General features: G+C 57.3%; 13 protein-coding genes. 10 read left to right on the top strand and 3 right to left on the bottom strand.

What is annotated here, in order from left to right; genetic code table 11:
- Positions 1 to 30: 30 nt before the first annotated feature.
- On the bottom strand, positions 31 to 501 hold the full coding sequence (locus tag JIF53_RS04560) for a winged helix-turn-helix transcriptional regulator (protein ID WP_113879339.1): 471 nt from the start codon (positions 499 to 501) through the stop codon (positions 31 to 33).
- An 89-nt stretch (positions 502 to 590) separates the two neighbouring features.
- On the opposite strand from JIF53_RS04560, the gene JIF53_RS04555 reads away from it, so the two are divergent.
- Together JIF53_RS04555 and bamE are read left to right on the top strand one after the other, a co-directional pair.
- Positions 591 to 1,703 carry an NADH:flavin oxidoreductase gene (locus JIF53_RS04555; RefSeq protein ID WP_036148773.1) on the top strand — a complete coding sequence of 371 codons (1,113 nt, stop codon included), beginning with the start codon at positions 591 to 593 and terminating at the stop codon, positions 1,701 to 1,703.
- A gap of 150 nt (positions 1,704 to 1,853) precedes the next feature.
- Complete coding sequence (bamE, locus tag JIF53_RS04550; protein WP_041655220.1) at positions 1,854 to 2,165, top strand: outer membrane protein assembly factor BamE domain-containing protein; 312 nt, start codon at positions 1,854 to 1,856, stop codon at positions 2,163 to 2,165.
- Between the two features lie 24 nt (positions 2,166 to 2,189).
- Here bamE and JIF53_RS04545 read toward each other — a convergent pair whose 3' ends face one another.
- Complete coding sequence (locus tag JIF53_RS04545; RefSeq protein WP_022991366.1) at positions 2,190 to 2,828, bottom strand: TetR family transcriptional regulator; 639 nt, start codon at positions 2,826 to 2,828, stop codon at positions 2,190 to 2,192.
- Positions 2,829 to 2,997: 169 nt separating this feature from the next.
- Between JIF53_RS04545 and JIF53_RS04540 the strand changes: the two genes are divergently transcribed.
- The 7 genes from JIF53_RS04540 (at position 2,998) to JIF53_RS04510 (ending at position 11,076) form a co-directional block, all read left to right on the top strand.
- On the top strand, positions 2,998 to 4,581 hold the full coding sequence (locus JIF53_RS04540; protein WP_199451925.1) for a flavin-containing monooxygenase: 1,584 nt from the start codon (positions 2,998 to 3,000) through the stop codon (positions 4,579 to 4,581).
- Between the two features lie 178 nt (positions 4,582 to 4,759).
- Positions 4,760 to 6,787 carry a T6SS phospholipase effector Tle1-like catalytic domain-containing protein gene (locus JIF53_RS04535; RefSeq protein WP_199451924.1) on the top strand — a complete coding sequence of 676 codons (2,028 nt, stop codon included), beginning with the start codon at positions 4,760 to 4,762 and terminating at the stop codon, positions 6,785 to 6,787.
- Complete coding sequence (locus tag JIF53_RS04530) at positions 6,784 to 7,395, top strand: DUF2931 family protein (RefSeq protein ID WP_199451923.1); 612 nt, start codon at positions 6,784 to 6,786, stop codon at positions 7,393 to 7,395. The genes JIF53_RS04535 and JIF53_RS04530 overlap by 4 nt, the downstream gene beginning before the upstream one ends.
- Positions 7,396 to 7,510: 115 nt before the next feature.
- Entirely contained in the window at positions 7,511 to 8,653 is a 1,143-nt protein-coding gene (locus JIF53_RS04525) for a sterol desaturase family protein (RefSeq protein WP_199451922.1), read from the top strand.
- A 95-nt stretch (positions 8,654 to 8,748) separates the two neighbouring features.
- Positions 8,749 to 9,747, top strand: coding sequence for a 23S rRNA pseudouridine(2604) synthase RluF (rluF, locus tag JIF53_RS04520; protein ID WP_199451921.1), 999 nt, complete (start codon positions 8,749 to 8,751; stop codon positions 9,745 to 9,747).
- 85 nt (positions 9,748 to 9,832) lie between these two features.
- Positions 9,833 to 10,465 (top strand): MarC family protein, encoded by a 633-nt coding sequence (locus tag JIF53_RS04515; RefSeq protein WP_114434948.1) that lies wholly within the window; start codon positions 9,833 to 9,835, stop codon positions 10,463 to 10,465.
- Positions 10,466 to 10,500: 35 nt separating this feature from the next.
- Positions 10,501 to 11,076 carry a gamma-glutamylcyclotransferase gene (locus tag JIF53_RS04510; RefSeq protein WP_199451920.1) on the top strand — a complete coding sequence of 192 codons (576 nt, stop codon included), beginning with the start codon at positions 10,501 to 10,503 and terminating at the stop codon, positions 11,074 to 11,076.
- Here JIF53_RS04510 and JIF53_RS04505 read toward each other — a convergent pair.
- Complete coding sequence (locus JIF53_RS04505) at positions 11,001 to 11,960, bottom strand: DMT family transporter (RefSeq protein ID WP_199451919.1); 960 nt, start codon at positions 11,958 to 11,960, stop codon at positions 11,001 to 11,003. The genes JIF53_RS04510 and JIF53_RS04505 overlap by 76 nt on opposite strands.
- 244 nt (positions 11,961 to 12,204) lie before the next feature.
- On the opposite strand from JIF53_RS04505, the gene JIF53_RS04500 reads away from it, so the two are divergent.
- A complete protein-coding gene (locus JIF53_RS04500; protein WP_199451918.1) occupies positions 12,205 to 13,152 on the top strand; it encodes a LysR family transcriptional regulator in 948 nt (315 codons plus the stop codon).
- The last annotated feature ends 9 nt before the right edge of the window (positions 13,153 to 13,161 follow it).

The following is a 13,161-nucleotide window of genomic DNA, read 5'->3' as shown; positions in this document are numbered from 1 at the left end:
AAAAGGTGGGAATGCGGCTATTGCGGATGGTCAGCCCTGGGCTTCGTCGAGGGGATTGTCTTCATCGCTGGGCACAAATACGTCCCGAATGGACAGGGGCTGACCCTGGGTATTCTGCACGGTGACTGGCTGTATTGGCTGGCCGCTATCGCGGTCCCGTAGGTCCAGGGGCTGGCCGTCCGGAGACGGGTTCCACTTGTCGCCCCACTGGCGCAGAGCCACCACCACCGGGAACAGGTCGCGGCCTTTCTCAGTGAGCCGGTACTCAAAGCGTGAGCCGTGCTCGCCAACATCCACTTTGCGCAAGACCTCGTTGTCGACCAGTTTGGCCAGTCGGTCGCACAGAATGTTCTTGGCAATCCCCAGTTGCTGCTGAAAATCCACAAACCGGCGGGTGCCGTACATGGCGTGCAGCACAATCAGCAGCGACCACCAGTCCCCCACTTCATTCAGGGCGCGGGCGACGGAGCAGTTGGAGTCATCAAAACGTTTTCTGGCCATGTAGGGGAGTGTACCGAATAGGGTTGCATTTTGAAACCGGATTTAATAGGGTTGCTTTACGAAACCAAATTGATGAGGTTGCACATCACATGAGTATGAATCTTGGTCCTTTGTTCGAGCCGTTTGAACTTCATAACCTCAAGCTGCGCAACCGCGTAGCCATGGCGCCGATGACCCGCAATTTTTCGCCTAAGGGTGTACCCGGTCAGGATGTGGTGGACTACTATCGCCGCCGCGCCGAGGCCGGTGTTGGCCTGATCATTACCGAAGGCACTGTCGTGAACCACGCGGCTGCCAACGGTTACCCGAACGTACCGGCCTTCTATGGCGACGAAGCCCTGGCGGGCTGGAAGAAAGTGGTGGATGCCGTGCACGAAGCCGGCGGCGCCATTTTCCCGCAACTGTGGCACGTGGGCGCGGTACGCAAGGAAGGTATCGAGCCGGATCCCTCTGTTCCCGGTTACAGCCCTTCAGGCCTGTTTGCGCCTGGCAAGCCCAACGGCAAGGCCATGACCAGGGAAGACATCCAGGACGTGATCAAGGCTTTCGGTGATGCCGCCCAGGATGCCAAGGCTCTGGGCTTCGACGGTGTGGAAATCCACGGCGCCCACGGCTATCTGCTGGATCAATTCCTGTGGGAAGGCACCAACCAGCGCGACGATGAGTACGGCGGCAGCCTGGAAAACCGCCTGCGCTTTGTGGTGGAAATCGTCGAGGAAGTGCGCCACCGCGTGGGCCCGGATTACCCGATCATGCTGCGCTTCTCTCAGTGGAAGCAGCAGGACTACGAAGCAAAACTGGTGAATAGCCCCGAGGAACTGGAGCGCTTCCTGAAGCCTCTGGCGGAGGCCGGTGTCGATATCTTCCACGCTTCCACCCGCCGCTTCTGGGAACCGGAGTTCGAAGGTTCCAATCTGAACCTGGCCGGCTGGACCCAGAAGATCACTGGTAAACCGACCATGTCGGTTGGCAGTGTGGGCCTGACCGAAGACTTCATCAGCGGCACCTTCGCCAGCAAGAAAGAGTCGGTCGAGCAGTCTGGCATTGATGAGCTGGTTGAGCGCATGAACAACGGTGAATTCGATCTGATCGCCGTTGGCCGTGCCCTGCTGCAAGACCCTGAGTGGCTGGTGAAAGTGAAAGAAGGCCGCCTGAACGAAGTGGAAGCCTTCGCCAGGAAGTCTCTGGCCAAACTCTACTGATCGAACTTACCCCTTCGATCGTGCCTGCCGCGCGCCCTCGGGCCCGCGGCTTTTTTGGGTCTGAAATCTGTCCGGTTCGTAATCGCAGCAATCGCCAGAAACGCTATGCTGTAGGCAGATTGTTGCTATTCACCAGACAAGGAGTTGGATATGGCTTTGATGCGTCATCTTAAACTGGCTGGGCTGGCTGCGGTATTGGTCACCCTGGTGGGTTGCGCCAGCGTTGGCCGGGATTTTGCGACTCATAATGTCGACCAGATAACGATCGGTGAGACGACCCGCGCCGAGATACAGGAGATGTTTGGTGAGCCCTGGCGCACCGGTATTGAAGACGGCAAGCGCACCTGGACTTACGGCAAGTATCGTTGGTCCGCCTTTGGTGACGATGAAACCACGGATCTGGTGGTCCGTTTCAATAACGACGGCACCGTATCCTCTTACGTATACAACACCACCGAATAAAAGCTCCCGGGCGCCGGCCTGACCTCAGTCAGCGGCCGGCGCCTGTTTCAGCGCCAGAATCTGCCCGGAATCCAGTTCCTCAATTAATGCCCCCCGGAACTGCCGGTTGATGAACCGCTCCGTTTCCACCTGAATCCGCTCCCGCTGCCCGGGCTTCTCGATATAGTCCATGGCCCGGAACAGGATGTAGCGGATGGTCATGTTGGAAATCTCCTGTACCACCACCTCATCGACACCGGGCACCAGCCCGCGTTCCAGAATATCCTCGGCCATTTCCCGGGCACTGGCGTCCAGCTGTGCTTCGAGAGCCCGGCGTAACACGGGCGACGGGCCATGCAGTTCCCTGACCGCCACCGTGGTTGCCGCGGGGTTGGCCAGAAAGTAGTGGTACACAAAGGTGACGGTGTCGTGGGAGGCCTGTTCCGAGGAATCCGCCATCTGCCGCAACTGCCGCACGCCGGCTTTCATGTCCTCGGCGATATACCCCAGCACTTGCAAACCGAATTCGTCCAGATTGCGGAAGTGCCGGTAAAAGGTGTTCGGGTTTAACCCCGCCTCCCGGGCCAGTTCCCGCAGGCCCAGGGAGGTCAGGCTGCGGCTTTGGGTAATCAGCCTTAGAGCGGCCTGGACCAGTTTCAGTTTTCCGCCGGCAAGTCGTTGCATCGAGTCGTGTTTCCTTTGGGCGTTGGGCCAACAACCTGTCACTCAGGGCCATTCCTGTGCGAGTGGGTATACAGGTGTCTACTTTGACCGGTATACATGTGTCTACTGGTCATGATGACCACACCGACAACAACAGGCAAGGCCCTTCAGGCCACACAGGAGTGCAGCAATGAAACAAACCGCCAAGATCGCCATTATCGGCACCGGATTTTCCGGCCTGGGCATGGCCATCAAGTTGAAAGAGGCCGGCTTTGACGACTTCGTGATTCTGGAGCAGAGCGACAATGTCGGGGGCACCTGGCACGATAACCACTACCCGGGTTGCGCCTGCGATGTTCAATCTGCGCTGTATTCCTTCTCTTTTGAGCAGAATCCGAACTGGACCCGCATGTTTGCTCCCCAGCCGGAGATTCAGGCGTACCTGCGGCATTGCGCCGAGAAATACGGCCTGATGGATCACATTCGTTTCAATACCCACGTGGCGGGTGCCCGTTGGGATGAGGCCACCTCGGGCTGGGTTGTGGAAACCTGCAACAGTGCAAAACTCTGGGACTACATGGAAAAGAAAGGTTTGAAGCCCGGGGATGAACTGGATCGCAGCGACAAGGCCCTGCCGCCAATCCGCAAGCTGCGAAGTGGGATTCTGGTGTCCGGCATGGGCGGCCTGAGCACCCCCGCGTATCCGGAGATCAAGGGCATAGACACGTTCACAGGGGCCAGTTTCCATTCCCAGAACTGGGACCATGACTACGATTTTCGTGGCAAGCGGGTGGCGGTTATCGGCACCGGTGCCTCGGCCATCCAGTTCGTGCCGGAAATTGCCAAAGACGCCGCCCATCTGGACCTTTACCAGCGTACGCCGCCCTGGATCATGCCCAAGCCTGACCGGGAAATCCGGCCACTGGAGCGGGCCATGTTCCGCCGGTTCCCGCAAACCCTGAATGCGTTCCGCCAGAGCATTTACTGGATGCTGGAAGCCCGGGTGCTTGGCTTCGTGGGTAACCCGCGCATTCTGAAAGTCGGTGAGTTGCAGGCCCGTCGACACATCCGCAACCAGATCAAGGACAAGGAACTGCGCAAGAAAGTGACGCCGGATTTCCACTTCGGCTGCAAGCGGGTGTTGATCTCCAACAACTACTACCCGGCCCTGGACCAGGAACACGTGGACGTACTGACAGACGGCGTTCGCGAAGTGAAAGGTAACACCATCATCGACAACAATGGCACCGAGCGCCCGGTGGATTGCATTGTCTATGGCACCGGCTTCAAGGCCCAGGAACCCATCCCCCGGGGCATGATCTTCGGCCGTGGTGGCCAGGATCTGCTCGACGCCTGGCGCGAGGGTGCGGAAGCCTACAAAGGCACCACCGTGGCCGGCTTTCCAAACTTCTTCATGCTGATGGGTCCCAACACCGGGCTGGGCCACAGCTCCATGGTGTACATGATCGAGTCCCAGGTGCAGTACGTGCTGGATGCCATCAAGAAGATGGACCACCGAGGCTGGAAGAGCGTGGAAGTGAAAGAGGATGCCTACAGCCAATACAACGCCTCTATACACGCCAAACTCGGCGACTCCGTGTGGCAGACCGGTTGCAAGAGCTGGTATGTGAACGAGAACGGCAAGAACACCACCTTGTGGCCAGGCTTCACCTGGCAGTTCCGGCAGCAGACCCGGCGGTTTGATGCCGAGCAGTATGTGTGTGAATCGGCGGAGGTGATGGAGCAGGGTGCGGAGCCGGCGTTGGCGAGTTAAAACGAGAGATAATCGGGCGCCCGAGTCAGGAAGCTTCGGTCGCTATGAAGTTGAATTGAGACAGAATACCTTGTTCAACGAAATCCAATGACTTAGTTTTATACGGCGTCGTGAGCCAGGGATTGCGCTCACTTTTTATCAGATAGCGCTACCGCTATTGTCCAGGACAAGGAAGGTCATGTTTCTTAAGTATCACTATGATCTCCAACCGCAGGATCTGTTGCGGTTGGAGAGTCCATTCTTTGCCGCAGAAAAAATCCGGGAGTTGTTCCGCAGGGGAACCCCTATTCCAGCATCCCTCTTTTTTCATTATTCCCCCCCTTTTACGCATAGCCGATCTGATATCCATTATCAGGAACTGGTCTCGAAGATTGAGGCCGGTGAGTTATGCCTTGTCTATTCCGACATCGAAAGTGGGTCGGTTTCGGCTCCATTAGTCGCCTGGAGGCCAGGTAGCGAGGCGGAGGAATCGGACCTTTGGAGCTGTGCCGGGACCTTTGGCCGGGGAATTCCTGGATTAGAGGAACTCGTCGCTGAAATGAATCGACGCCGGATTACGCCGCAGACACTTCAGAAAATGTCTGCCACCGGGGCATCCAGTCTTAATGAGATTGAACAGTGGAACCAGTTCGCAGAATCCGTTGGCGGAGACCAACCTCGTCAGGATGAACATCGCTTATCTCTTCCGATAGGGGGCTCCGCCAACATTGCGCCTCTGCCAATGAGAGAGCAGCATAATTCCACGTCTCCGGAACGAGGAGTGCACCTCGTAATGGGGCTGTTCACCGATGGGACATTGAACAATATCGATAATATCGAACTCTTTCGGGAGCAGGTAAGAGAATGCGAAGTTCTCGAACAAACGGATCCAGAGGCGGCCAAAGCGTGCGCTGATCGGCTTGCTTTGGAATTAGGTGACAGCTACGCCAATGCGCCGACCAATGTGGTTAAGTTGTTTGATCTGTACAGGGAGGGCGAGACACAAGATGGCGAAATGACAAGCCTGATGATGAAAACGTATAGCCATGGAGTGGGTACTGAAAATGGGGGTGAAGACTCCACGCTCGATTCGGCAACAGGGTTGGGTAAAACGGGTGTAGTTTCACAGGTTAATCGTCTATTCGACTCCACAGCAGCGATTGCGAATCTTCGACTGCGTGGTCGACCCGTGACCAAGCTCTCTATTGATCTCTTTGGCTTCAGCAGAGGTGCGGCGGCGGCTCGTCATGCGGCAAATTCGATTCTTCGAGGTCGTGCGGGAAAATTTGGTAGGGCACTCTCTAAACAAGGGATCGGCTGGCCTGAGCAGGTTGAGGTTCGCTTTCTAGGACTATTTGATACCGTTGCCGGAATTGTGAATCTCAGAGCCGGAGATTTCTCCGCTTCAGACGGAGAAAACGATCCTGTTGAACTCAAGCTGGATTCGTCCAAGATTGGGAAGGTAGTTCACTTTGTCGCGCGCGATGAAATAAGAGCTAATTTTGCCCTAAATAGCGTTGGAGATTCTGATGGCCGACTACCCGAAAACTTTCGTGAGATAAGCTTGCCGGGCGCTCATTCTGATGTGGGGGGAGGGTACCATTCGCTTCAGGATGAGGAGTTGCTTCTTGCACCCGTTATGGAGATCAGAGGCTCCGACACTCAACGACCAGAGCAAACCATGAAATGGGATAACCTTGAGGCTCTCATGGTCGAGATCCAGTCCGAGGGCTGGATTGGGGATTACAGCCTGCCAATGCGTGATGGCACCGCACCCACCCTCGAAATTACACAGAAACGCAGTGAGCACCCAGCGCCCGATGGCCGGGTTGATCTTGCTTTGAAGATGAGGAGAAGAGTCAGTGGTGAATACTCCAATCTTTGTTTGAACTTGATGTATGAAATGGCCAAGGAAGCCGGACTACTATTTGATGCGATCCCGGATGAGGATTCTTGGAGCTATCCGGAAGAGCTTGCAGCTATCTGTGATAGCCTCAAATCGCAGATAGTGAACGGAGTAGACGCTCCCCAACTGGTCCCAAAACAACGAATGCTGCTAAAGCAGCGCTATACCCACTGCTCAAGCCACTATAACCCTATCAGGTTTATGCTTGGTGAACAGGAGGTTTCGATGGAGTTTCCTTTCCAGCCTTGGGGGCATCCATTGCGACCAACCCCAACGAGAAAGAGAACGGTCCATTACCAACAGGGAATCGGAAAAGCATGAGCCGGAACAACTTTCTTAAACTTCTATTTATATTGGCTATTTATTCCGTAGCCGGATGCAGTAATAAGCCAATCGCGGAGAACGACATCTCCTGGTATTTCTCACTCGCCACACCGAAACACTACGATGTCTGGGTTGAGCATCTCCAGTTCGAGCGATCAGGTGAACGTAGTTGGTATCATCCAGCTGGCTCAATGAGCTGCTGCTGGAAAGGACCGTCCGGCCCAGCCGGAATAGCCGGTCGAATGGATCTGTTTCCTGATTATGTAGCCATCCAATGGTTTTCATTTGCAGAGCAAAAGTTCTATCAGCGAATCATTAAGGTTCCCCGAGCCTGGCAGGACAGAATGCGAGAGCCTGCACTATTACAAACCGAGCTGCACGGTGGCGTAATGAAGCCAAGAAATTTCATTGTGTTTGGCCTCGCTCCCGGCGGTGAAGTGGTGGTTTGGATGATGAACCAGATCGGCAATGAAGTAGAGCTCGCCCGATTCCAGGCGAACGAGTTGGATCGGGACCCCGACATCTACCGTGTAAACACCGAAGAGTATCTGGAACAACATGGGGATTTCCTGGATCAACACGGAATCCCAACGAGTGGTTGGTAGTTTTCGCGTTCCTGAAATACCATAAGCACCCCGATCCACTGGAACACGGATCATGAACTGGCGCCCTTGGTTATTCGGCGCTTGTTGCTAAGCCTGAAATTTCAGCAGGGAACGCATGAATACGGAACAGGATACCGATTACCAGTACCGCGAGCGGGTGGTAGTGCCCCGCCCGGACAAAGAACTTCGCTTTCGGAACGGACGAATCCCCGGGTATTTTTCGATATTTCTCGGAGGCTTGAGCCTGGCGGCGGTGCTTGCCTACCTGTTCCCTTCGTACCTGACCACCACCGATCTTCGTGCCGCGTATGATGCCGAGGCGCTTCAGGATGTCCTGAAGTACGGTATGTGGTTCTCCCTGTTTTTCGGCATTACCACCTTCATTCTTGATCGTCGTAAACGACTTGGCGCTGCAGGTATTGCCATGACGCTGATCGCGTTTGCCCTGGGTGGCTACAACGTGCCGGTCGGGCCGGTGGAGCCGAAACCTCTGTCTCTTGGCGTGGACTGGCTGATTCTGGCCTTTCTGGGTTCCACCATTGTCTTTACCAGCCTGGAGAAGCTCTTTCCGAAGTATCGGGAGCAGGTCATCTTGCGGGATCAGTGGGGGCTGGATTTCTTTTACTTCTGCCTGAATCACCTGCTGATCTCAGCGGTTCTGCTGTTTGGCAACTTCCTGGTAACGCGCTTTGAGTGGGTGGCCAGCGACAGTCTTCAGGCGGCTATCCAGAGCACGCCGCTATGGCTGCAGGTGGTTCTGCTGATTCTGGTGGCCGACTTCGTGCTGTATTGGGAGCATCGGGTATTCCATGAAGTCCGGCGGCTGTGGCTGTTTCATGCGGTTCACCATTCGGTGGAAACCATGGACTGGCTGGCGGGCTCCCGCGCGCATGTGGTTCAGATTTTTATTGAGCGGGGGTTGGTGATGCTGGCGTTGTATCTGCTCGGAGCCAGCAAGGAAGCGCTGGATATCTACGTCACGTTTGCCGCGCTGCAGGCCATCATTATCCACAGCAATCTCAATGTGCCCTGGGGGCCGCTCAAGTACCTGTTGGTAACGCCGCAGTTCCACCACTGGCACCACAGCTCAGAGAAGCCGGCCATCGATACCAATTACTCGGCACACACGGTGCTCTTTGACCGGCTGTTCGGTACCTATCATTTCCCGAAAGCGCACTGGCCAGCGGAGTATGGCACGACCCAGAAACTGCCGGGTTCCTATCTGGGGCAGCTGTTCTATCCGTTCCGCAGGCGGTGACCGGCAGTTGCCGTCACGGTGATGCAATGGGATGATGCGCGGATTGCGTGCTGCCTGGCCCGCATTCACCCATCATCTGAAACCGGCAGGATGTCATGGCCAACCGAACCTCAACCCGACTGAACAAATACATCAGCGAGAGCGGCATGTGCTCCCGTCGGGATGCCGACCGGTACATCGAGCAGGGCAACGTGCACATCAACGGCCGCCGGGCCCAGGTGGGCGATCAGGTGTTGCCCGGGGATGTGGTGAAGGTCAACGGCCAGGTGGTGGAGCCGAGAGACGAAGAAGATCTGGTGTTCATCGCCCTGAACAAACCGGTGGGTATTGTCAGCACCACCGACAGGGCGGAGAAAGACAACATTCAGCGTTTTGTCGGCCACAGTGAACGGATTTTCCCCATTGGCCGGCTCGACAAGGATTCCCAGGGGCTGATTTTCCTGACCAGCAATGGCGATCTGGTCAACAAGATCCTGCGCGCCGGGAATAACCACGAGAAAGAATACCTGGTGACGGTGGATAAGCCGGTCACCCGGGAATTCGTAGAGGGAATGAGTAACGGTGTGCCGATTCTGGGTACCGTGACCAAGCGCTGCAAGGTCGAAAAGGTGTCCCGGTTTGTGTTCCGCATTACTCTGGTTCAGGGCCTGAATCGCCAGATTCGCCGTATGGCGGAGTACTTTGGCTACGAGGTGACCAGGCTGGAGCGGGTGCGCATCATGAATGTCAGTCTGCAGGGGTTGCCGGTGGGCGCCTGGCGGGATCTGACGGAGAAGGAACTGGCGGTACTGTTCGATGCCATCCGGGATTCCTCGTCCGAGGCTGCGGAGCCTGCTGGCAACAAATCCCGCAAGAAGCCTGCGGGTGCGAGGGGCGCTCGCCCGGGGCCCGGTGGTAAACCGGCGCGGGGTGGCGCAAAATCTGGCGGGAAGCCACCGGCTGGTAAAGGGCGAAAAGGCCCTGGTACCGGGCCCGGTAAACGGCCCTCTGGTAAACCCGGTGGCGGCCCAAAGCCGGGTGGTCGTGGTCCGGGATCCAAAGGTAAGCCATCGAAACCGGGCAAGCCCCGCAAGCCGTCCATCAAGAAGCGTTGAGTACCCATAGGTTCTCTTCCTTACGGCAAAAAAGCCTTTCGGGCGCTATGCTTACCGGCTTTAACCCTGTGCCGGATTTGCCCGAATGTTTGAAACGTTTTTCTCTACCTATCTCAGCAGCACCATCCGATTCCTGTTCCTGCTGGCGCCGTTTTTCGTGGTCACCATGTTCCTGGCCCTCACCCGGGGGCTCCCGATGGCGGAGAAAACCTCCATCATTCGTCGGGCCTGTGTCTCGGCCTTTATTCTGGGTGTGATTCTGTTCTTCGCCGGCCCGCTGTTGTTCAACGCGATTGGCATCACTCTGAACTCCTTCCGCATCGGCGCTGGCAGCCTGCTGTTCCTCACTGCTATCAGCCTGGTGAACAGCGGCACCCGCAACCACGCCACCGGCTTGCCTGAAGAGGACCGGGATGACATTGCGGTCGTGCCCCTGGCCATTCCTGTCATGATTGGTCCGGCGACCATTGGTGCCATCATGGTTTACGGCGCCGAACTTAAAGCGGTGCCGGAAGTGGCCGGCGGTTTGCTGGGCCTGGTGTCGGGCTTGCTGATTCTGGCGGGATTGCTTCGCTTGTCCGGTTATCTGGAGAAAGCGTTGGGCAAGACCGGCCTGAACATTATGTCGAAGATCAGTGGCCTGATTCTTTCCGCGATGGCGGCAGAAATCGTGCTAACCGGTATTGCCGGCTTCATTGCCAGCACCTCGGGCGCCTGAGACAATCCGGTCGTTATTTCTGGATGGGATGAATCATGCCCGCGAACACCATTGAGCATAATCGCAGCCGGTTCAATTTTGATGGCATCGAGGCCATCTGGCTCTTTGGCTATGGCTCGCTGATCTACAAAGTGGATTTCCCGTTCCTGGAGCAACGCCCGGCAGCCATTCGCGGTTGGGCTCGGCGGTTCTGGCAGGGTTCTCATGATCACCGTGGCACCCCCGAAGCGCCCGGGCGGGTGGTCACGCTGATTGAGCAGCCCGGTGCCGTATGCAGGGGCGTGGCCTACCGGGTGTCACCCAACGTCTTCGAGTACCTGGATGTGCGGGAAAAGAACGGCTATCTGCGCTTCAGTACCACCATGACCTTTGACGATGGCAGCCATGCCGAGGGGCTGGTGTACATCGCCACGGAAGACAATGAGGCCTTTCTGGGCGAGGCACCGGAAGCGGACATTGCGCGCCAGATTGCCCTGGCGACGGGGCCTAGCGGCCCCAATTCGGAGTATTTGCTCAGGCTGGCAGATTCGCTGCGTCAGCTGGGCGATGATTGTTCACACACCTTTGCCATCGAGGCCTGTCTCCGGGCTGACGAATTGCCAACCCCTTGAGTTGTTGCCTGCTCGGCCGGGTTGAAGCCACGGGCGGGTGACCGTTTCCGGTGCCGCAGGCCAATCAGTACCAGCGGCACGACGATCATCAGGCTGCCCGCCAGGAACCACAGGTCTGGCACCTCACCAAACCAGATCCAGCCAATGGCGACCGCCCAGATCAGCCCGGTGTATTCGGCGCTGGTAACCTGGTTGGCATCTACCTGCCGGTAGGCCAGCAACACGGTGATGTTGTAGCCCAGGATGAACAGGGCGGAACCGGCGGCGCTGATCAGGATTTGCGGGTTCCAGGCAGCGCCTTCCCAGAGTGCCAGGGCGGCGGCCGCCGGGACGATCAGCAGGTAGTTCAGAAACAGTTTGTGGACGGTGGTTTGCTCCTTGGGTAGCTGGCGCACCATGACGGCGTTGATGGCCAGGGCGAAGGCAGAGCCCAGGGCGGCGATGACGGCCCAGTTGAAGTCCACCGGGCGCAGGATGACGATGATGCCGGCAAAGCCGCTGAACACAGCAGTCACACTGAGCGGGGTCAGTTTTTCGCTGAAGAATACGGCGGACAGCACCATCACCAGGATGGGCGCGGCGTAGAACAGGGCGTTGGCGGTGGCCAGTGGCAGGTTGGTGAGGGCCACCACCATGCAGACGATACCGACCAGGTGGATGTGGGCGCGGATGGCGTGGATTTTCAGGCCGCCGAAGAGGTTGTTGCGGTCGAGTTTGCGGGCGAGCGGGAGCAGGAACGCCAGGGTGAGGACGCAGCGCAGGAAGGCGAACTGGAAGACGGGGGCACCGGGGTCCAGGAGCTTGATGAAGACGTCTGAGAGTATGGCCATGGCGTTGCCGATGACCAGCAGCAGAATGGCGCTGTTGACGGTTTTGCCTGACACTGTGGTGCTCCTTTTCCTGAAATCCGCTAACTTGAGTGCACGGGTGTGTCGGCGGACTTGCTTCCGAAAACCGCTGCTAGTACATCCCTGTACGCTTGTCTCCGCCATCCATGGCTACGAACATTTTCGGAAGCAAGTCCGCCGACACACCCCCTGACCTTGGATGTGGATTCTAGGCGTGCTTAACTATCCGATAAAATGATCAATATTCCCCATTCATTAGAAAATTAGATAAAAAGCAACGATGAGACTCCCACCTCTAAAAGCTCTCCCAGTATTTGAAGCCGCCGCCCGGCTGAACAGTTTTTCAGCGGCCTCTGAAGAACTGGCCATCACCCAGAGCGCGGTCAGCCATCAGATCAAACAGCTGGAAACCTATCTGGGCGAGCGGTTGTTCTGGCGCTCCGGTCGTCGGGTGACGTTGACCGATGAGGGGCGGCAGTATTTCGATGCCATTGGTTCGGCTCTGCTTCAGATTGAGCGGGCCAGTGAGCAGTTGCTGGGGCATGAGGAGAGTCGGTTGCGGTTGTCGGTGTTCAGTTCGTTCGCCGTGCGCTGGCTGGTGCCCCGGTTGCCGGATTTGCAGCGGCTGCATCCGCAGATTGATCTGGCGCTGGAGATGAGTAGCGAGAACCCGGTGTTGTCGGATCGGGTGGCGGATTGTTTCATCACCATTCACCGGGATTCCCGGGCCTACAGTTACGATTTGCTGTACGAGGAGCGGCTGTTTCCGGTCTGTAGTCAGGATTACTGGCAACGTATGCGCCGGGAACTGGGCCGGGATGTGGAGCCGGAGCGGCGGGATGAGCAACCGGTGTCGCCGGGTGAGATGGCGGGGTTTCCGCTGCTATCCACTCACAGCATTTTCGACCGACCGGCCGGAGACTGGGAGGCCTGGTACAGCGCGGTAGGTGAATTGATGCCCATGGGTACTCGCGTGCAGCACTTCAGCCACATGCTGTTGGCGCTTGAGGCGGCGCGGTTTCATCAGGGGATTGCTCTGACCAATGACTACATGCTGAGTACGCGGAAGGATTCTGAAGATTTCGTGCGGTTGCCGACGCATTCGGTGGTAACCGGTGACAAGTTCTACTTTGCCTGGAAGACCAGCCGCCGGCGGGAGCGCGGGATTCAGACGCTGCGCCGGTGGTTGGTGGATGAGGCGATTCGGGGTGGCTTGAGGGGCGAGTGACCGCCCCTC

Origin of the sequence: Marinobacter sp. bablab_jr008 (assembly GCF_016464145.1) — a bacterium.
Taxonomy (GTDB): Bacteria; Pseudomonadota; Gammaproteobacteria; order Pseudomonadales; family Oleiphilaceae; genus Marinobacter; species Marinobacter nauticus.
Note: the sequence above shows the minus strand (reverse complement) of the source record. Positions and strands in the feature narration are given on the sequence as shown.